The organism is Pandoraea sp., from assembly GCF_041919235.1.
GTDB lineage: Bacteria > Pseudomonadota > Gammaproteobacteria > Burkholderiales > Burkholderiaceae > Pandoraea.
In genome coordinates, this window is the sequence record NZ_JAYRUC010000002.1 from 72,364 (window position 1) to 91,148 (window position 18,785).

20 protein-coding genes are annotated in these 18,785 nt (G+C 64.3%); 6 read left to right on the forward strand and 14 right to left on the reverse strand.

What is annotated here, in order from left to right:
• Positions 1–37 precede the first annotated feature (37 nt).
• Positions 38–865, forward strand: a complete 828-nt coding sequence (locus tag ACE3UG_RS01885) for an autoinducer binding domain-containing protein (protein WP_374618848.1) — start codon at positions 38–40, stop codon at positions 863–865.
• On the opposite strand, the gene ACE3UG_RS01890 is transcribed toward ACE3UG_RS01885, so the two are convergent.
• The 10 genes from ACE3UG_RS01890 to ACE3UG_RS01935 form a co-directional block, all read right to left on the reverse strand.
• Entirely contained in the window at positions 813–1,460 is a 648-nt protein-coding gene (locus tag ACE3UG_RS01890; protein ID WP_374618851.1) for a flavin reductase family protein, read from the reverse strand. The genes ACE3UG_RS01885 and ACE3UG_RS01890 overlap by 53 nt on opposite strands.
• Positions 1,461–1,505: 45 nt before the next feature.
• On the reverse strand, positions 1,506–2,492 hold the full coding sequence (locus tag ACE3UG_RS01895; RefSeq protein WP_374618854.1) for an FAD-dependent oxidoreductase: 987 nt from the start codon (positions 2,490–2,492) through the stop codon (positions 1,506–1,508).
• Complete coding sequence (thrC, locus tag ACE3UG_RS01900; RefSeq protein ID WP_374619299.1) at positions 2,489–3,595, reverse strand: threonine synthase; 1,107 nt, start codon at positions 3,593–3,595, stop codon at positions 2,489–2,491. Before thrC ends, ACE3UG_RS01895 begins: the two co-directional genes overlap by 4 nt.
• Positions 3,596–3,747: 152 nt before the next feature.
• Positions 3,748–4,794 carry an ornithine carbamoyltransferase gene (locus ACE3UG_RS01905; protein WP_374618856.1) on the reverse strand — a complete coding sequence of 349 codons (1,047 nt, stop codon included), beginning with the start codon at positions 4,792–4,794 and terminating at the stop codon, positions 3,748–3,750.
• A gap of 56 nt (positions 4,795–4,850) precedes the next feature.
• A complete protein-coding gene (locus ACE3UG_RS01910; protein ID WP_374618858.1) occupies positions 4,851–4,997 on the reverse strand; it encodes a hypothetical protein in 147 nt (48 codons plus the stop codon).
• A 30-nt stretch (positions 4,998–5,027) separates the two neighbouring features.
• A complete protein-coding gene (locus ACE3UG_RS01915; protein ID WP_374618861.1) occupies positions 5,028–5,993 on the reverse strand; it encodes a diiron oxygenase in 966 nt (321 codons plus the stop codon).
• Positions 5,986–7,455, reverse strand: coding sequence for an adenylosuccinate synthetase (locus ACE3UG_RS01920; RefSeq protein ID WP_374618863.1), 1,470 nt, complete (start codon positions 7,453–7,455; stop codon positions 5,986–5,988). Before ACE3UG_RS01920 ends, ACE3UG_RS01915 begins: the two co-directional genes overlap by 8 nt.
• Positions 7,452–8,498, reverse strand: a complete 1,047-nt coding sequence (gene sbnB / locus ACE3UG_RS01925; protein ID WP_374618865.1) for a 2,3-diaminopropionate biosynthesis protein SbnB — start codon at positions 8,496–8,498, stop codon at positions 7,452–7,454. The genes ACE3UG_RS01920 and sbnB overlap by 4 nt, the downstream gene beginning before the upstream one ends.
• The gene (sbnA, locus tag ACE3UG_RS01930; protein ID WP_374618868.1) at positions 8,495–9,589 is read right to left on the reverse strand and encodes a 2,3-diaminopropionate biosynthesis protein SbnA; all 1,095 of its coding nucleotides are present in this window, start codon (positions 9,587–9,589) and stop codon (positions 8,495–8,497) included. The genes sbnB and sbnA overlap by 4 nt, the downstream gene beginning before the upstream one ends.
• A 430-nt stretch (positions 9,590–10,019) precedes the next feature.
• Positions 10,020–10,940: a methyltransferase domain-containing protein gene (locus ACE3UG_RS01935; protein WP_374618871.1), complete on the reverse strand. Its 921-nt coding sequence runs from the start codon at positions 10,938–10,940 to the stop codon at positions 10,020–10,022.
• Positions 10,941–11,446: 506 nt separating this feature from the next.
• Here ACE3UG_RS01935 and ACE3UG_RS01940 point away from each other — a divergent pair.
• Complete coding sequence (locus tag ACE3UG_RS01940; RefSeq protein ID WP_374618873.1) at positions 11,447–11,920, forward strand: ComF family protein; 474 nt, start codon at positions 11,447–11,449, stop codon at positions 11,918–11,920.
• A gap of 17 nt (positions 11,921–11,937) precedes the next feature.
• Positions 11,938–12,408 (forward strand): tRNA (uridine(34)/cytosine(34)/5-carboxymethylaminomethyluridine(34)-2'-O)-methyltransferase TrmL, encoded by a 471-nt coding sequence (trmL, locus tag ACE3UG_RS01945; RefSeq protein ID WP_374619302.1) that lies wholly within the window; start codon positions 11,938–11,940, stop codon positions 12,406–12,408.
• 134 nt (positions 12,409–12,542) lie between these two features.
• Here trmL and ACE3UG_RS01950 read toward each other — a convergent pair whose 3' ends face one another.
• From ACE3UG_RS01950 to ACE3UG_RS01965, 4 genes are all read right to left on the reverse strand, one after another.
• Complete coding sequence (locus ACE3UG_RS01950) at positions 12,543–13,562, reverse strand: NAD(P)H-dependent glycerol-3-phosphate dehydrogenase (protein ID WP_374618876.1); 1,020 nt, start codon at positions 13,560–13,562, stop codon at positions 12,543–12,545.
• A 63-nt stretch (positions 13,563–13,625) separates the two neighbouring features.
• Positions 13,626–14,132, reverse strand: a complete 507-nt coding sequence (secB, locus tag ACE3UG_RS01955) for a protein-export chaperone SecB (RefSeq protein WP_374618879.1) — start codon at positions 14,130–14,132, stop codon at positions 13,626–13,628.
• 66 nt (positions 14,133–14,198) lie between these two features.
• Positions 14,199–14,459 carry a glutaredoxin 3 gene (gene grxC, locus ACE3UG_RS01960; RefSeq protein WP_039365451.1) on the reverse strand — a complete coding sequence of 87 codons (261 nt, stop codon included), beginning with the start codon at positions 14,457–14,459 and terminating at the stop codon, positions 14,199–14,201.
• Between the two features lie 17 nt (positions 14,460–14,476).
• Positions 14,477–14,884, reverse strand: coding sequence for a rhodanese-like domain-containing protein (locus ACE3UG_RS01965; RefSeq protein ID WP_374618883.1), 408 nt, complete (start codon positions 14,882–14,884; stop codon positions 14,477–14,479).
• 236 nt (positions 14,885–15,120) lie between these two features.
• Between ACE3UG_RS01965 and gpmA the strand changes: the two genes are divergently transcribed.
• From gpmA to ACE3UG_RS01980, 3 genes are all read left to right on the forward strand, one after another.
• A complete protein-coding gene (gpmA, locus tag ACE3UG_RS01970) occupies positions 15,121–15,867 on the forward strand; it encodes a 2,3-diphosphoglycerate-dependent phosphoglycerate mutase (protein WP_374618886.1) in 747 nt (248 codons plus the stop codon).
• Between the two features lie 440 nt (positions 15,868–16,307).
• Positions 16,308–17,867, forward strand: coding sequence for a S41 family peptidase (locus tag ACE3UG_RS01975; RefSeq protein ID WP_374618889.1), 1,560 nt, complete (start codon positions 16,308–16,310; stop codon positions 17,865–17,867).
• 70 nt (positions 17,868–17,937) lie between these two features.
• Positions 17,938–18,690: a ThiF family adenylyltransferase gene (locus ACE3UG_RS01980; RefSeq protein WP_374618892.1), complete on the forward strand. Its 753-nt coding sequence runs from the start codon at positions 17,938–17,940 to the stop codon at positions 18,688–18,690.
• The last annotated feature ends 95 nt before the right edge of the window (positions 18,691–18,785 follow it).

The window sequence follows — 18,785 nt, forward strand, 5'->3', positions numbered from 1 at the left end:
TGCTACAAGCGAGACCTATTCCCTACATCGCCATGTCATGCGTGCCACGCGTTGCGTCACTCCCCGCTCGTTGACCGACGGTCTGAGCGCCTTGCATTCCGCCGCCGACTTCGACGCCCTGCGCGCGCTGCTGCAATCGTTGTGCGGCTCGCTCGGTCATCGCTATTTCAACTATCGCGGTCATTTCCCGCTACCTGGCGGGAAACGGGCGACACCGCGACTCGGCAACTTCCCCCAGGCATGGCAGGCGCACTACGACGCGCAACGTTACGCGAGCATCGATCCAGTGCTGTCGCGCGCGTGCCAGCAACTCACGCCCGTCGAATGGACCTCGGCGTTATATGCGTCGCCCGAAGCGCGGCAACTGCTTCGCGATCAGCGGGCCGCAGGATTGCGCTGCGGCGTGACATATCCGGTATTCACACCGTCGGGCGCATTGGGAACCCTGAGTCTCGCCTCACCTCGCCGTTCCCCGCGTGCGCCGCACGCGCCCGTTGCCCACGCCTGGACCCAACATGCCGGGGCAGTCCTGGCGATGCACGTGCATGAAGCCGTGTGGCGCATTGTGCAACGCGACGCGTCGCGCCATTGCGCCCCCGTCCTGACGCCCCGCGAACTCGAGTGCCTGCGGTGGGTTGCGCGCGGCAAGACCTCGTGGGAAATCGGGCGCATTCTCGCCCTCTCCGAGCATGGCGTCGTTTTTCATTTGCGCAGCGTCATGCGCAAGTTCGACGTGTCGAGCCGACACCGCGCAGCGAAGCTCGCGAGCGAATACGGATTGCTCGACGACGGCGCGACATCCGGTTCGCAAGTCATCGCTTCTGCGCCGCAAGGTCGGCAAGCGTCTTGTAACGCGTCAACGTAAACGTATCGCTGGCGGCATTCACGAACGAGCCCCCGCCCAGCCGCCCCACAGGACTGAGCGCGTGCAAGTCCACCTGGTGGGTCAGCGGGTCGAGCAACGCATCGTCCACATGCGCCGCCAACACCGTGCCGAGCACCACCCATCCGCCGCCGGGTGCGGCACTGATCTCGATGATGTCGCGCACGCGGCATTCGTAGGCAACCGACGCCTCCTGAACACGCGGCGGCCGCACGCGCGATGACGGGACCGGCGTCATGCCCGTCAAATCGAACTCCGATTCGCCGGGAGGCAACGGTGCCGCCGAGAGATTCACGGCATTGATGCACGACAGGCTCGCCACGTTCACCACGAACTCCGGTACGGCTTCGACATTGCGGAGCGTGTCCTTCTTTCGTTGCGGCGCCGGCGGCACGACGGGGCAGAACAGGACCGTCATCGGCACGCAGCATACGCCCATGAAGTACGCATACGGCGCGAGATTCGGCCGACCCTGTGCATCAACGGTACTCACCCACGCAATGGGCCGCGGCAGGATCGTACTCATCATGAAGTTGTAGATGCTCGCCTCGTCCAGCGTTGCCGGATCCAGTTCCATGTCGACTCCCAAGGTTGTCGTGCCTGTCCACCCATCCGATCGCGCTCACGGGTGGGCGCCCGTGACACCAGCCCGACCAGCCACGCCAGCCACGCCAGCCAACCGGAGCACATCATTCGCGCAACCCCACGACAATGTGAAACCGCCGCCCCCGTGGCCATAGTTGTGAAGCACGCGCGGGTGGCGCTCGTCGCGCGCTACCCGCGCCGCACGTCGCATCGGCCGAAAACCGATGCGGGCCTCGATAACCTGCAGCGCGGCCACGCCTTCGCACAGCCCGTTGCAGCGGCGAACGATGTCCTCGATCTGTCGCTCACCGATCACGGTCGACGTCAGGTCAGGATCGGCGGTGCCGCCAAGCACGATGTCGTTGTCGCGTTCGACGACATACGTCGGCGCCTGCGGATCGGAATCGTCGATGAAGCAGCCGCGCACGGCGTCGTCGCGCTTGGCACGCAGCACAATGGCGCGCGATAACGACAGATCATCGTCGCCAAACTGCCGGCTTCCGTAGCCACAGCAATTCACAACGCGGTCTGCGTTATCAAGCAATGACGCCGGATCGCCCACGCGCCGCTGCACATAGCGACCGCCAAGCTCAAGGAACATGTTCATGAGATAGCGAAGATAGCTCGCGGCGTCCGCCACCGGCACGTTCATGCGGTACGCGCAGGCGAAGCGCGGTGGAATATCCCCCTGCGCGAGGCGCTCGAGACCGGTGGCGCATTCCGCCCACCAGGGCACGCCGGCATCGCGCTGGAAATATTCGGTCAGGGTCCGCATCCGCACGCCTGAAGCCGCGTCGGCCGACAACCGGAGCATCGTTGCGTAGGTCACTCGCGCGCGTTCGAGATAGACGAGGTCGGGCGCCTGATAGAACGGATGCCAGATCGCTGCCGCGAGCGCCGACGTCGTCTGGGCCGGCCCTTCGGCCGCATGAATGGCGACATCGCATCCCGCCAGAGACATCGTCACGGCGGTCGTCAGGCCACTGACCCCGGCGCCCATCACGATAATGCGTTGGCGCGTCACGTGTGCTCCTCCGCGCAAAGCGGTCCGCGATCTTCGGGCATGTGAAGCGAGACCGGGTCGACAAAGTCGTGCGGATGGCCCGGCGTCACGCTATCGAAAGTCTGCGGCGACTTCAGACCGCTTCCCGTACCGAGCAGCACGACGCGAGCGTCAGACCCGATGCGTCCCGTCGCGAGAGATTCGCCCAGTGCGGCGTAGCCGGTGGCCGTGGACGGTTCGAACCACAGACCGAAATGCTGTGCGAGCTTGCGCGACGCAGCCATGGTCCGGACGTCGCTCACCGTGACGCAAGCGCCGCGCGTTGCGCGCAACGCATGCAGGGCCGCGAAATGATCGCGTGGGCGGCCGACCGCCAGACTGTCGGCCACCGTTTCGGGACTGACCAGCGTAGGCGACTCGGGCAATGCCATTGCATCGCCGCATTCCTGCCAATCGAGTGCGATGCTGTTCGAGCTGTCGGCCTGTGCCGCCAGCAGACGCGGCACCGCCGATGTGATGCCGAGTGCGTACAGATCAAGAAACCCCGCTGCAATCCCGGACAAAATGTTGCCGTCCCCTGTCGGCACGATCACCCAATCGGGCACCTGCCAATCGAGCGCCTCGGCAATCTCGAATGCGCATGTCTTCTTGCCTTCTCGCGTGAATGGATTGATGCCCGTATTGCGACAGCACACGCCGGCATCGTCGGCCATGCGTTCGGCGATTTCGAACGCGTCGTCGTAGGTGCCGTCGACCTCGCAGATCTTCGCTCCGTAAGCACGCATCTGCGCCAGCTTGACGAATGGCGCGCCGGCCGGCACGACGACAATGGCCGACATTCCCATCGACGCCGCGATGCATGCCAGCGACGCACCGGCATTGCCGGTCGACGCCGTCACCACGTGCTTGCAGCCGGCCTGTCTCGCGACGGCCAGCACCACTTCGGTGGCGCGATCCTTGAGCGACCCGCTTGGGTTACGCGCTTCGTCCTTGACCCAGAGACGAACGCCCCCCTCGTCGCCGCAGTCGACCAGCGGCGTTCCACCGACGACCAACCGGCTCCCCCAGTGGGCTTCGACGGGCAAAAGCGCACCGTAGCGCCACATCCCTTGTCCGTGAAACATGCTCACGATCTCTGCTGCCGACGGAGATTGCGCACCTGCCTTGCGTTGAATGCGCAAATTCTGTCCGCACACATGGCAGCGGTATCGAATGTCGCCCCACGGCTGCGGCGTCGCGCACCTCACGCACGTATAGCGATAGGAGAATGGCGATGTCACGCGAGGCACCCCGGATTGAGCAGGTGGGCCATCACGGCGTTCTGCGCATGAAGCCGATTCCCGGCCTGTTGAAAAACCCACGACGACGGCCCATCCATCACCTCGTCCGTGACTTCCTGCCCTCGGTCGGCGGGGAGGCAATGCAGATACCCGGCGTTCGGCGCTGCGAGTCGCATCACATCGGCGTCGATGCACCAGTCCCGATGCCGCTCAAACGCGTCGCGCATGGCCGCCTCGTCAACGGCGTCGCCGTGGCGCTCGGGCAGATGTCCGAGATTGCACCATGACTTGGCGTAGACGGCGTGCGCATCGGCCACGCCGTCGCGCAGATCATGGGTCACGCGTAGGCGCGCACCGGTCTGCTCGGCGAACGCGTTGGCAGACTGCATTACCTGGGGATCGAGACCGAACGACGCAGGGTGTGCGAGCGTCACGTCCATCCCCGCTTTCACGGCCGCGAGCAGCAGACTCTGCGGCACGGCCACCGGCTTGTGCCAGCTTCCCGAATAAGCCCAACTGATGCATAAACGCCGCCCGGCGAGCTCGCCCAATTGCTCGCGCATTGTCATCACGTCGGCGAGTGCCTGGCATGGATGAAAGCGGTCGCACTCCATGTTGATGACAGGTATCTGGCTCCATTGTGCAAAGGCTTCGAGATGACGATGCGCCGCACCGTATACCCAACCGGCCGGCGCACCGTACATGCGAATGGCAATCGCATCGCCGTAGGACGAGAGCACCCGTGCCACGTCCGCAATCCGCTCCGTCGAATACGGAATCTCCGCCTCGGGTAGCGCGGGCGTGTATATCCCGTGCTGTGGGTCGAGCACAATGGCATGACCGCCCATGCGCGACAGCCCGGTTTGAAAACTGCTTCGGGTGCGCAGTGACGCGTTGTAGAAGAGAAAGTAGATCGTCCGCCCGCGTAACGCGCCCTCGGTGTGCTGCGGATAGCGACGCTTGAAAGCGAGTGCCGCTTCGAGCAGCGCGCGATACGCCTGCGCGCTCATGGTCAGATCGGGGGCTAGCCAGTTGCAAGTCACACGTTTCTCCTGATCGAATATCGACGAAGCGCCGGAGACAGCACGATGCTGCCCGACTAGTGGAACGTCATCGCCTGCCTGATCGCGTCTAACGCAAACATCGCTTCTACCGCTTCTACCGCTTCTACCGCTTCTACCGCTTCTGCCGCTAATACCGCGGCATCAGCGGCATCCATCGCATCGGTCACACCCATCGAATTCATTGTGACGTCGGCGGGCCGACGGGGCGCTCGTCAAGGCGGACGCCAGCGACTCGCTCTTTGCGCAAAGCCCTCTGCACATGACATGCCCAACCGCTCGAACAAGCGTCGCGGCACCAGCGCGGCCTCCATCATCTGAACGCCGACTTGCAGCGGATCGATGCTGTCACGGATGACGCGATCGGCTTCGCTGGCGTCCAGCCCCACTGCGCACAGATGCGCTCGCCACGCGGGCAGTTCCGGCGCAAGGAAGGCCGACATCAGGTCGGGGAGCAACGCATCGAGAAACGCGCGCTCATCCGGCGACAGCGCCGGGACCCACTCGCTCGCAAAGCGGACGAACGCCGCCTGATGACGCATTTCGTCCGCGCCATGCTCACTCAGCAGAACGCGCACAGGCGGGTAGATGTCGTCACAGGCCCCCGCTTCACGCAGCGTGCCGGTGATCAATGTCTCGGTGACCGTGGCCGCCGCCACCATGGCCAGCCCTCGATGCGTGGCCGGCACCGCTTCGCACAACGCCAGAACGCGCACCACACTCAGCGATGGCCGTTGCGTCAGCTCATATCCCGTATGGGTGAGCAGATGTCTGCGAAAGCGCTCCATCATCCACGTGTGAAAGCCCTCGTCCGTGTAGATCGCAAGCAGGTCGTCACGACTGACCGAGGCGACGCCCGGAATATCGAGCATCTGCTCGACGGCACGATTGACGATGTGCAGTTCGACACGCTCCGTCTTGTTCAGGTAGTCCGCCAGCCGAAGCGCACTCAACTTCTGCCGCACCGCCTGTCCACGGTCGCAAACGAGCGGATGCATCGCGTAAGGCATGAGAGACACATTGAAGAACAGGTGATCGGGCCGAAGCGGCGGGAACGGCGCCTCCGTCGCGCAGCGGACGACAGCCGCGACGTCGCGCCACGGCCGCTGCGTGCAATCACGCTCACCACCGTTGCCGGATACGTGAGGCCCGATTTCGCTCGACGTGTGTCGATCAGGCATGGGGCGACGACGCCTCGACCGGCGCCCATTGGTGTGCCGCCAGCGATACCAGGCTGGCTCGCTCCGGCCCCAGTCCGATCCCGGCCAGCGGTGCGCCAATCTGCCGCTCGACGAAATCGACGAACCCATGCATGGCGGCATCAAGGGTGCCCTCTTGTCCCGGCGTGAGCGAACGCTCCGTCAATCCGGAATAGATCAGCACATCGGGCATTGCATCGCTGGCAAGCACGTCGCGATGCACACGCATGGGGACCCCCTGATAGGCGGAACGGAAGTAATGCGACAGGCAGTCGACCTTGTTGAGATAGACGCAATCCACGGCGTGTGCCTTGACGACGTCTCGCAACTGTGCGAGATCGAGCATGCCGATACGACGCGGCCGGCCGGTTCCCGTTCCGTACTCACCGGTCAGCATTCGAAGTGCAGTTCCAACATCGAACGGATCGTTGGACCGCAGTAGCTGGTCGGGCGAGAAGCGTTCCTGCTCGTGATCCGCACCAACCAGCGACTGGGACGCATCGTGACAATACTGCGCCGAACGCTCGCCCCCCAGCTCCGAGGGAAACGGGCCGCGACCGACGCGCGACATGATCGCCTTCGCCACACCGATGGTTCGACGGTGGTACTTCGGCGACAGATCGCCCCCTACATACGCATAAGCCGGCACGGTGTGGCTTGACGTAACGTACGGCTGGCTTCCATCGACGACGTCGAGCAGCACCGACTGCGCGCCCTCGAACAACACCCTGGCGCCTTGCTTGACGCGATTCGTGATCCATCCACGATCCGTTTCGATATATTCACGCAGTGTCTCGATCACCTTGGGCAGGCTCAGCAGCAAGTCCGACATTTCGGCGATCCACGGCGACGTCCCCCCTTCCGCGTTGATCATGCGCGTGAATACGTCCCGCATCGATGCCACGGTGTCCGCTTCGTTCGCGAGCAGATCGCCGAGCATCAGATTGACACGTGTGTCGTTGCGAACGCGCAAAGCGCGATCCGCGTAACACGGCCCGATGCCGTTGCCCGTGGTGCCGATCGTGCCGCTGCCGCGTCGATCGAGCGCAATGTGGTGGGGCTGCACGAGCGCCGCGCGCGCACTGATGCGCAACCGGCCTTCAAGAGAGATGCCCATCTCGTGCAACTGTTCGATTTCGTCGGCGAGCTTCCAGGGATTGATGGCGCACCCTGACCCGATGTATAGCGCAGCGTGCGGATGAAACACACCGGAGGGCAATTGCTTGAGCGCGATACGTCCGAAAGGCGTATCGATGGTGTGTCCAGCGTTGGCACCGCCATTGAATCGGGCGATCACGTCGTACCCTGCGGCGAGGGCATCGATGATCTTCGCTTTGCCTTCATCGCCGTACTGCAGGCCGACGAGTACGTCAGCGAAGCCGTCGGCAGTGTGCGAAGCGGTGTGGGCGGTGGGCGAGGAGGGGATACAGGTTACAGAGGTCATGCGCGTTGCATATCGTAGAAAAATCGGGGAACGGGCGCCTGCTGCGCAGCCAACTGCTCATAGATCCAGCGGCCCACGGCAATGTCCAGAATGCCCAGGCCGAAGGGCGAGAACACGATCGGCCGGTCACGCGCCGGGGGCTCGCCGCCGCAGAGCAAATGCGGCAGCGATGTGGTGACAAAGCGCCGATGGCCGGTCTCCACCTCCGTGAGGTGCAGCGAAGTCATCGCGCGCAGGCAGTGATCGATATCGTCGACCACGTTGTAGGACTCGAGAACAATCGCCGGCGCCAGGTCGCGTAGCGATAGATGCAGAACGATTGGGCAATGTGAAAACCAATCGGGGTTGTCCAGATAGGGGGACGACGCCGTTGTCGCGAACACAACGACGTCCGACGCGCGAATGGTGCGCTCGAGAGACGCTTCGGTACGCACCTCGTAGCCGAGGCGCATGCCGATTCGCCGCGCGAGCGACATGGCGTAATCGGGGTTCAGGTCGTGCACCGTCACCTCGTCGATCGGCAGCATGGCGAGCGGCAGACACTCCGCCACATGACGTGCGATGACACCCGCGCCGACGAAAGCCACGCGTAGCGGTCGCAACGGTGTCGTCGTCGCAGCACGCGCATCGGCCGCCAGACACCGCAGCGCACTGATCGCACTCGCCGACGTGCGCGCCGCGCTGATGATGCTCGCCTCCATGCACGCCATCGGATAGCCCGTTTCGACGTCGTTCAGAATAAGCACGGCGGATGCGCGCGGCATTCCGCGCTCGATATTTTCGGGAAAACTCGATATCCACTTGATACCGGTCGCCCCCTCCCCGTTGGCGTCGCGAATGTGTGCAGGCAGCGAGATGATGCGATTGCGTTGCCCGTCGGGAAAGCGCAGAAACTGACTCTCGGGATTGACCGTTTGACCGTCGTGGTGCGCCCGATACGCCGCTTCGACCGTATCGAGGACAGCGCGTCTTCCCGCGCCGATGGCGGCGTCGATCTGCTCCCCGGTAAACACGCGAAACTGCGGTAGCGATAATGCGTTCATGGCGATGAAGGTTCGAAAGGTTCGAAAGGTTCGACGAACTGGGAGGGTCCGCGCGGCGCACGCGAGCAAGCCTCGATCGATGCAGCGGACCAATCGGGGTCATAGAGCGTGTCGAGGTATTTGTCGCCCATGTCGGGCGCGATGGCGACAACCGTGTCGTGGGCGGCAATGTCCGCCGACGACATTTGCACCGCTCGCAAAACGCTCCCCGTGGACCCGCCCGCGAGCAAGCCACGCTCGGCCAGCGTGTGGCACATGCGGAGGGTCTCCGTTTCAGGGACGTAGACGATGGCATCGGGCGGCTCGGCACCCGATGCCTCGTTCGACGCCGGGCGGTAGCTCATGCCCAGCCCGGGAATACGGCGAGGCCCCGGCGGACCGCCAAATGTCACCGAGCCCACCGCATCGACGGCGATGACACGCGTCGGCAATCGATGCGTGCGCACATAGCGCAAGCAGCCCATCAGGGTGCCCGTCGTGCCGGCACCGACAAACAGATGGTCGACATCGGGATAAGCCGCGAAGATTTCCGGCGCGGTCCATCGATAGTGCGCGCGCCAGTTACCCGGATTGGCGTATTGATTGACCCACACCCAATGCGGATCGCGTGCCACTTGCGCCCGGATCCACGCGATGCGCGTTCCGAGGTAGCCGCCCTGCGCATCTCGACGTTCAACCCGCACGACATGGGCGCCCGCCGCCTGCATGGCACGGATGGCGTGGCGCGACGTGTTGGGATCGGTCACGCAAGTGAATGAGTACCCGCGATTTGCGCACACCATCGCCAGGGCTACCCCGAGATTTCCCGATGACGATTCGACGATCCGCGTAGTTGCCTGTATCGGCCCTGTCGCCTCGAGGTCTTCGATCAGTTGAAGCGCTGTCTTCAGCTTGATGGAGCCCGCCGGATTCAACCCTTCCAGCTTGACGTGCACCTTGGCGGAACACAGGCCGTCAATCGTCGTGAAGACGGGGGTTGTCGGTCTCAGGAACGCGCCGTCCACCCGCAGCCGCGGGTGGTCGCGCGATCCTTCGTGCTCCGCAGGCCCGACCTGCGGCGGCATCGCCAACGTTTCGTGCTGATACCCCACCGCCCACCTCCCGAAGTCTCGCCCCAAGGCGACGCAATCGCGTGACGTAGCGAATTGAACGCCATCCTGGACGTTCTGCGCTCACGCACGCCGTGAAGCGTCATTTAAGCGAACCGGGCGAGCGCAGAACACCTGCATAGTCGTGTAGGACGCAGGATGCGGCGGTGTGATCAAAATGCAGACAAGGGACAGGGGCCGGGATCGCCCCCGATCGTTCAGAGCGCCCGGAGCGCCTGGATGGGGGCAGCGCTCACGCAATGATTACGCGACAATTACGCGACAATTACGCAACGGTTACGCGACGGTTACGCAGAGATTACGCCGCCGGGCGGCGGGCAAAGGTTCGGCGCAACGCGCGACATACGCTACGTACGCGCGATGTCACCGTCGAGCCAGCCCACCGATAGCGAAACGCCTTCGCTAACGAAGCTCAGCGCGGCCGGCCGCCGCGCCCGATGTCCTGGATGCGCACGACAGCGTTGCCGGCCGCATCGGTTTTTTCGGGTATTTTCCAGGCATGTCCGTAGACGAGCTCGAACGTCAATGCGATCGTGCCGTCCTCACTGCGACGACGCGCCAGTGCCGCACGCAAGGCCGCAAGCCGCGCACGCCCCGTGAGTCCCATGCGACGCTCGGGAAGGGGATTTACGCCGAGCAGGCGCACGTCGCGCAACAGCGTGTCCGGCGACTCGAACGTGAGTGTGAGGCGCTCCATGTCCGTGACCGGCGTATCGAAGCCACTCGCCACCATCATGTCGCCCAGATCGTGCATGTCCGTGGGTTCGAGCACGTGCGGCACCTCATCGACTTCCGCCCAGGCCGCCCGCAATTCGCGCAATGTGTCGGGGCCGTACGCCGAAAACATCAGCAGACCGTCGGTGCTCAGCACACGATGCCACTCGGGAATGACACGATGCGGCTCGCGATACCAATGCAGGGCGAGGTTCGACCACACAAGATCGAACGTGCGCGGGCCAAACGGCAGGGCGGAGAAATCGGCCTGCACAACGCCATGCGGCGGCGCGCTGCGCAGCAGACGGCGCCAGCCTGTCGTCGCCCCCGCGGCCGCGGCGGCTTTGGCCATTGCGAACGACGCATCGAGCCCCACGCGATAAGCCTCGGGGTAACGCTCGCCGAAGCCCAGCAAATCCCCCCCCGTGCCGCACCCGGCGTCGAGCACGCGTGTCGGCTTCAATTTGATGTAATCGAGCCGGCTCGCAAGACGCGAGGCCACCTCCCGCATCAGAAAGTCCGCCTCTGACCAGTGGGGCGCGCGGCGGTCGAAAGCAGTCCGCAAAAAGCGATGGCTAAACGCAGACGGCGGGATTTGGGGAGCGGCTGAAGGCTTCATGGGACGGGCGAAATGGCGAGTCGGCAGTATACTCGCTGCTGTCCGAATGCATCGGGCACCGACGTGCGGGCGTTGTGCGCCGGTGCTTGGCGTCCTTGGACGATGCCGTCCCCTGCCTCCTCAAAGTTGACTTCGTCGCTACCAAAGACGTGCCTATTTCTCATGCTACGTTCCCGACGCTCGCCACGCTCGCTGGCCGACTTTTGCGCGTGGCGTTGCCCGATCACTGTGCGCTCTGCCATCGGCGCGCCGCGCGACAGATCTGCGCGGAATGCGCACGAGCATTCGACACCGGCCGACACGATGCCCCGCTGCGCTGTCGACAATGCGCCGTTGCATTGCCGTCGTCCATGGCACTTGCGGGCGGAAGTGACGCACCTGGCGCCGGCGGCGCGACAATTTGTCGCACCTCGTCAACCCTCGTCTGCGGACAATGCCTGCAATGCCGGCCCGCATTCGACGCGACGCTGACGCTCGCTGACTACGTGGCACCGCTCGATACACTGATGATTCGTCTGAAATACCATGGCGCCCTGCCGTTCGCGCGCGAGTTCGGAGAACGCCTAGGCGATGCGCTGGCGGCCTATGCTGACGAGGCCCCTTGGGTGGTGCCCGTCCCGCTGGCGCGCTCACGACTGGCGTCGCGCGGCTTCAATCAGGCTTGGGAACTCGCGCGCGTCGCGTCGCGACGGGCGCACCTGTGCGCGAGCGCCTATGTGCTGCGTCGCGAGCGAACGACCACCTCGCAGCGACGCCTATCGCGCGAGGCGCGCAAGCGCAATCTGCGCGACGCGTTTGTCGCCAGCGACTGCGTGCGCGGACGGCGCATCGTGTTGATCGACGACGTGATGACGACGGGCGCGACCTGCGACGCGGCCGCAGCCGCGCTCAAACGCGCAGGCGCGGCGCACGTGCTTGCGGCCGTCGTGTTGCGCACGCCGTCCACCCCGGCCTCCCCGCCCTCCCCGCCCACCCCATGACTCGGCCCCCAACGCTCATGTTCAACGTCGTTCTTGTCAGTCCCGAAATTCCCCCGAACACCGGCAACGTGATTCGCCTGTGCGCCAACACGGGCGCGCGATTGCACCTGATCGAACCGCTCGGCTTCCCTCTGGACGACGCTCGCATGCGCCGCGCCGGGCTCGACTATCACGAGTATGCCGAGATGAAGGTCCACCCGGACTGGGCCGCGTTTTTGGCGACCGAGACGCCGGATCCCACGCGGATGTTCGCCCTGACGACTCGCGGCGCGCGGCCGTTCGGGGAATTGTCGTTTGCCGAGGGCGACTGGTTCGTTTTCGGCTCGGAGACCCGCGGCCTCGCGCCAGCGCTGCTCGACACGTTCGCCACCACGCAGCGCGTGCGCCTGCCGATGCGCCCAGGCAATCGCAGCCTCAATCTCTCGAACACGGTCGCCGTGGTCGTCTTCGAGGCGTGGCGTCAACAGGGTTACGTCGGCGGGTCCTGACGGGCGAGTTCCCCGTTCCCCGTTCGATAGCCCGCCAGCATCTCGCTGTCCAAGCCGACGAATACGACGCCTTCACATCGTCAGAATGCGGGTCAATGCATCGCGCACGTCGAATGCGGCGCGCGGTCGACGGGTCAGCCCGGGTGGGCGTCGTCCTCGCGTTCGGCGCGGGCGTCGCGCCGCAGTAGCGCTTCTACCGCCGCGCGCGCGGGCAACCCGTCGAACAGGGTCGCACACACCGCGTCGGTTATCGGCATTTCGACGCCGTGCGCACGGGCCAGATCGCGCACCGCGCGCGCGCATCGCACGCCTTCGGCAACATGGCCCAACGAAGCAAGCACATCGTCGAGCGATTTGCCCGACGCGAGTTGCAAACCCACCGTGCGGTTGCGCGATAAGTCGCCCGTCGCCGTCAAGATCAGATCGCCGATGCCTGCCAGCCCCATGAACGTCTCGGGCTTGCCGCCCAAGGCGACGCCCAGGCGGGTCATCTCGGCCAGGCCACGCGTAACGAGCGCAGCGCGCGCATTGAGACCGAGGCCCAGCCCGTCGCTCACGCCTGTCGCAATCGCCAGCACATTCTTCACCGCGCCGCCGACTTCGACACCCACGAGATCGTCGCTCGAATAGATGCGCAACGCACCGAAGTGGCAGGCAGCGATGGTCAACTCGCACAGAGATGGCACCGCACTGGCAATGGTGAGCGCGGCCGGCAGCCCCTGCGCGACTTCCCGCGCAAAGCTTGGCCCCGAGAGCGCACCGCCCGCGACCTGGGGAAACACCTCGGCAACGATCTGGTGCGGCAGCAGGCCGGTCTCCGCCTCGAAGCCCTTGCACAGCCAGATGAGGTTCGCCGGCGGGTGGGACGCGAGCGCCATATGGCCGGCCAATGCACGCAAGCCAGCGACCGGCACCGCTGCAACGCACAAGGCATGCGCGCCCGTACCATGCGTCAGCGCCGTCGCGAAGTCGGCTTCGAATCGCAAACGAGGCGAGAGCGTGGAACCGGGGAGATAAACGGAATTTTCGTGGGAGGCGGTCAGTTGCTTCACGAGCGCAGCATCGCGCGCCCAGAGGACAACGTCATGGCGTGCCGCCATGTGACTCGCCATCGCGGTGCCCCAGGCACCTGCACCGAATACGGCAATCTTCATGAGGGGAGCCTCGACGCAACCGCCCGCGTGGCGCCGGTGGTCGCGTCGATAGAGCGCAAGCGCTTAGTGGGTCTGGGCGGACGAGCCGTCGGGCATCACGATGCCCGACGCCGGGGCCTCGCCATTGGCCGCCTGTTGCTCGGCCAGTTGCGCCAGGCGCTGCTCGTACAGTGCCTGGAAGTTCACTTCGGCCAAATGGATCGGCTGAAAACCCGCGCGGCTGATGGCGTCGGCCACGTTGGCACGCAGGTAGGGGTAGACGATCGTCGGGCAGGCAATGCCGATGAGCGGGTCGAGTTGTTCGACCGGTACGTTGCGGATCTCGAAAATGCCGGCTTGCTTACCTTCGACCAGGAACGCGACCTTGTCCTTGATCTTGGCCGTCACCGTCGCGATCACGGCGACTTCGAAGATTTCGTCGGCCAGGCGCTCGGCGGCCACGTCGAGTTGGACTTCAACGGTCGGCATCTCCTGTTCGAGGAAGATCGCGGGCGAATTCGGCTGCTCGAGCGACAGATCTTTCAGGTAGGCGCGCTGGATGCTGAAAAACGGCTGATTCTGGTCGGACATTTCGTTTCCTTGGGTATAAGACAGCCGCGCAGGCACGCGGCTGGGCGCGCTATTTTGCAGGCCGGATCAGGCAGCTTGCAAGAGCGGCAAAAGGCCGCCGGCACGATCGAGTGCCGACAGATCGTCGTAACCGCCGATGTGACGCTCGTCGATGTAGATCTGCGGCACGGTGCGACGACCCGTGCGCGTCATCATTTCCTCGCGGCGGGCGGGCTCCTTGTCGATCAGGATCTTCTCGATGTCCTGAACGCCGCGTTGACGCAGCAGGCGCTCAGCCATCTGGCAATATGGACAGACTTGCGTGCTGTACATCACGATCTTCGGCATGACTGGCAACTCCTCAATTACTTCACGACCGGCAGGCCGGCTTCCTGCCAGGCAGCAACGCCGCCCTGGAGGCTGAACGCCTCAGCATAGCCAAGATTGCGCAACAGCGTCTGAGCACGCGCCGAGCGTTGGCCGCTCTTGCACACGATAAGTACCGGTGCCGTCTTGTTCTTGATCATCTGCACGACTTTTTGTTCGACATCGTCGAGAGGCAAGTTGCGCGCAGATGGCAGATGGCCGCCGGCGAATTCCTCTGCCGAACGCACATCGAGCACCACGGCGCCCTTACGGTTGATGAGCTGGGTCGCTTCCAAGGTCGACAGGCCACGGCCGCCGCGCTTGAATACCGGCCAGGCCAGCATGCCACCTGAGACGAGCGCGATAACGATCAGCGCGAGGTTGGTGTAATCGGTCAAGAACGTCACAAACCACCTGAAAAATATCAAAAGAATCCGATCATTATAAAATAATCCGTGATTGCGCCGACGAGTCTCGTTGCCAATCGCTGCGCCGGACGTCGGCGGCCACCTCGCCGCTGCCCCACACGTCCCGGAATTGCTGCCGCAAAACCCCTTGCCGGGCCTTGCTGCACAAGGCGCGGCGAGCCGCGTTCGAGTCTCACCGGCTGCCCCCGCTTTCCAACTCTGACTGAAGTTCACTCATGTACAAGCTCGTTCTCATCCGCCACGGCGAATCGACGTGGAACAAGGAAAATCGCTTCACCGGCTGGATTGACGTCGACCTGACCGAAAAGGGCGTTGCCGAAGCCACGCTCGCCGGCAGTTTGCTCGCCGATGCCGGCTACTCGTTCGACCTCGCGTACACCTCCGTCCTCAAGCGGGCCATCAGAACGCTGTGGCATGTGCAGGACGCCATGGACCAGATGTGGATTCCCGTCGTCCACAGCTGGCGTCTGAATGAGCGTCACTACGGCGCACTGGCCGGCCTGAACAAGGCAGAGACGGCGGCCAAGTACGGCGACGAGCAGGTGCACGTCTGGCGCCGCAGCTACGACACGCCGCCGCCGCCGCTGGCCGCGGACGATGAACGCAGTTCGTACAACGACCCGCGTTACGCCAAGCTCAAGCGCGAGGAGATCCCGCTCACGGAATGCCTGAAGGACACCGTGGCCCGCGTGCTGCCGCTGTGGAACGAGTCGATTGCCCCGGCCGTGCGTGCCGGCAAGCAAGTCCTCATCGCCGCCCACGGCAACTCGCTGCGCGCCCTCATCAAGCACCTCGACAGCATCTCGGACGACGAAATCGCCGGCCTGAACATCCCGAACGGTACGCCGCTCGTGTATGAACTGGACGCCGACCTCAAGCCGATCCGTCATTACTATCTGGGCGATCAGGAGAAGATCGCCGGCGCGCTGGCCGCCGTCGCCGCGCAAGGCAAGTCGAAGTAATTGTCGGGGACCGCGTGAACCGATGACCGGAACCCGAGTACGCTGCCTGACGGTGCACTCGGGTTCCGCCCTCTCCGCCCTCTCCTCCGCCTCACCGCCCCTCACCGCCTCACCGCCCGCACGCCGTAATATGCCGTAACAAGCGGCAAACGCGGCGCCAGCACGCCACAAGTCGGTTCCGGCGCCCTTCGCGCCCGCCTTCGCGCCCTCGGCCCGTCCCCTGCCAACGCGCGTCCTGCCTGCGAGAGCGATGCTTTTTCGGGCGATGTCCGGGAAAATCCCATCACAACACCGCGTTCGACGGAACTTTTCGTAGAACCACTCTGGAAATCTCCCTGTCGAATGGGCAATGCCCGCCCTGCGGGCAAACGGTTATACTTCGCCAAAGTGCGCGCGCCCATTGGCGGGCGCCCCGAAAAATCCGGAATTTTCACGCCTATATGCGCCAAACCCTCAAACACATCGGCCTGATCGTGCTGGGCCTCGCGACCGGCGCGGCTGCCACCCTCGCGTTCTCGCAGGCATCCGCACAGAGCGCTACCACGCCGTTGCCGCTCGAACAGCTTCGCCTGTTGGCTGAAGTGTTCGGCCAGATCAAGCGCGAGTATGTGAAGCCCGTCGACGACAAGAAGCTGCTCACGGCAGCCATCAAGGGCATGGTGTCGAGCCTCGATCCGCATTCGTCGTACCTCGACAAGGACGAGTACAAAGAACTCCAGGAGCAGACGCGCGGGCGCTTTGCCGGTCTCGGCATCGAGATCTCGCAGGAAGACGGGCTCGTGAAGGTGATCTCCCCGATCGAAGACAGTCCCGCCTTCAAGGCCGGCCTGAAGCCCGGCGATCTCATCACCCGCATCGACGACAAACCCGTGCGCGGCATGACCCTCGACCAAGCGGTCAAGCGTATGCGTGGTGCGCCCGGTAGCAAGGTCACGCTGACCATTTTCCGCAAGTCTGAAGAACGTACGTTCCCGGTGTCCATCGTGCGCGCGGAAATTCGCGTCCAGAGCATCAAGGGCAAGATGCTCGAGCCGGGTATCGCTTATGTGCGCATCACGAGCTTCCAGGAACGTACGGTGCCGGATCTGGCCAAGAAGCTGCAGGAGCTGGCCAAGGATCAACCGATCAAGGGTCTGGTGCTCGACTTGCGCAACAACGGCGGCGGCATTCTCCAGTCGGCCGTCGGCGTGTCTGCGGCATTCATGAAGGATGGCGCCACGGTCGTCACGACCAACGGCCAGATCGAAGACGCCAAGCAGAAGTACACGGCAACGTTCGACAACTACCGTCTGTCGGCGAGCCCGGAAGATCCGCTCAAGGGCGAAGCCGCCTTCTGGAAGACAGTGCCGATGGTCGTGCTGGTGAACGCCTACTCGGCGTCGGCCTCGGAAATCGTGGCCGGTGCACTGCAGGATTCGAAGCGTGCGCTGATCATGGGCAAGACGACCTTCGGCAAGGGCTCGGTACAGACGGTACGCCAACTGTCGCCGGACACGGCGCTGCGTCTGACCACGGCGTACTACTACACGCCGAGCGGCCGCTCGATCCAATCCATCGGTATCAAGCCGGACGTGCCGGTCGACCAGAACCCGAACGGCGATCCGGACGACGTGCTGGTGACGCGCGAAATCGATTATTCGAATCATCTGCACAACACGCAGACGCCTGACGAGCAGAAGGAAATCGACGCGCGCGAAGCACGCCGCCTGCAAGAGCTGCGTCGCCTCGAGGAAGAGAACGCCAAGAAGACACCGGAAGAGCGCAAGAAGGAACGCGACCAGCGCCTGCCGGATCTGGGCAGCCCCGGCGACTTCATGCTCCAGCAAGCCGTCCATCAGCTCAAGGGCGAGCCGGTTCAGCGCACGAAGTCGCGCCTGGAGGCCAACGCAGGCCCCATGCCGAAGGACGCTTCGAAGGCCGCTGCCCCGGCAGCAGCCGGGGCCAAGACGGACCCGAAGACCGACACGGTCGTGCCTGCCAAGCCGTCTGACAAGAAATAAGCATCGGCTTTACACTACAAACCGTGCCCGCGAAAGCCGGCACGGTTTTTTTATTCTTTTCCGCTTTGCGATGAACGACGACCAGTTGCTGCGTTACTCCCGCCATATCCTGCTCGACGAACTCGGTATCGAAGGTCAGGAGCGCCTGCTCGCGGCCCATGCCGTGATCGTGGGCGCGGGCGGTCTCGGCTCACCCGCCGCGCTTTATCTGGCGGCCTCAGGCGTCGGGCGCATCACGCTGATCGACGACGACGACGTCGACCTCACCAACCTGCAGCGCCAGATCCTGCACGACACCCAGAGTGTTGGCCGCCCCAAGGTGATCTCCGGACGTGATCGCATCGCGCAGATCAATCCGGGGGTGGTCGTCGACGTCGTCAACGAACGTGTGGACGAAGCGCAGCTCGCGGCACTCGCACGCCATGCCACCGTGGTACTCGACGGCTCGGACAATTTCGCCACGCGTCACGCCGTCAATCGGGCTTGCGTGACGGCAGGCGTGCCGCTCGTGTCCGGCGCAGCGCTGCGCTTCGACGGGCAGATCAGCGTATTCGACGTGCGCGATGATGCATCGCCCTGCTATGAGTGCATCTTCCCGGCCGACGAACCCTTCCCCGAGCAGGCCTGCGCCACGATGGGGGTGCTCGCCCCGCTCGTGGGCATTATCGGCAGCATGCAGGCGGCCGAAGCCATCAAGCTCATCACGGGGGTGGGAACACCGCTTGTCGGCCGCCTACAGATGCTCGACGGACGCAAGATGAGCTGGCACACCATGCACTGCGCCCGCAATCCGGAGTGTAAAGTCTGCGGGCAGCGACACTGAATACATGGGAAAACGCCAGCCACAGAGCGGCGGCGTCCGAATCAGCCTGTGCCTCGATGAAAAAAAGCGGGCGCTCCGTCACCGGAGGCCCGCTT